At 55.6% G+C, this 239-nt stretch carries 1 protein-coding gene; it reads left to right on the plus strand.

Annotated features, from left to right (window positions below; genetic code table 11):
- Positions 1-226, plus strand: a 226-nt coding sequence (locus AC1RPX_RS08095; protein WP_481763385.1) for a hypothetical protein, incomplete at its 5' end; no start/stop codon positions are given.
- Positions 227-239 lie beyond the last annotated feature (13 nt).

Below are 239 nucleotides of genomic sequence, written 5' to 3' on the forward strand. Positions count from 1 at the left end.
GTGTGAGACATGCGGTCCTATTCAGGTTGACGGAAACGGGGCACGTGTCACTCCGCTCGAAGAGCAGGACGATCAAAACCGGCACATCGCGCCGGGCCAGTTTTTCGATTATCTGCCGCCCGATCATCCGGTGGTAGTTGCACAAGGGCCCGTGATAAAGGCCGAAGACAGTGCATGGGCCGCGTACAAAAAGGCACGTGTGCGATTCCCGAACAAATCTCTGTAAGGAGTGTATATGG

It is taken from the genome of Dellaglioa sp. CoH-56-MRSF-14 (assembly GCF_056782115.1).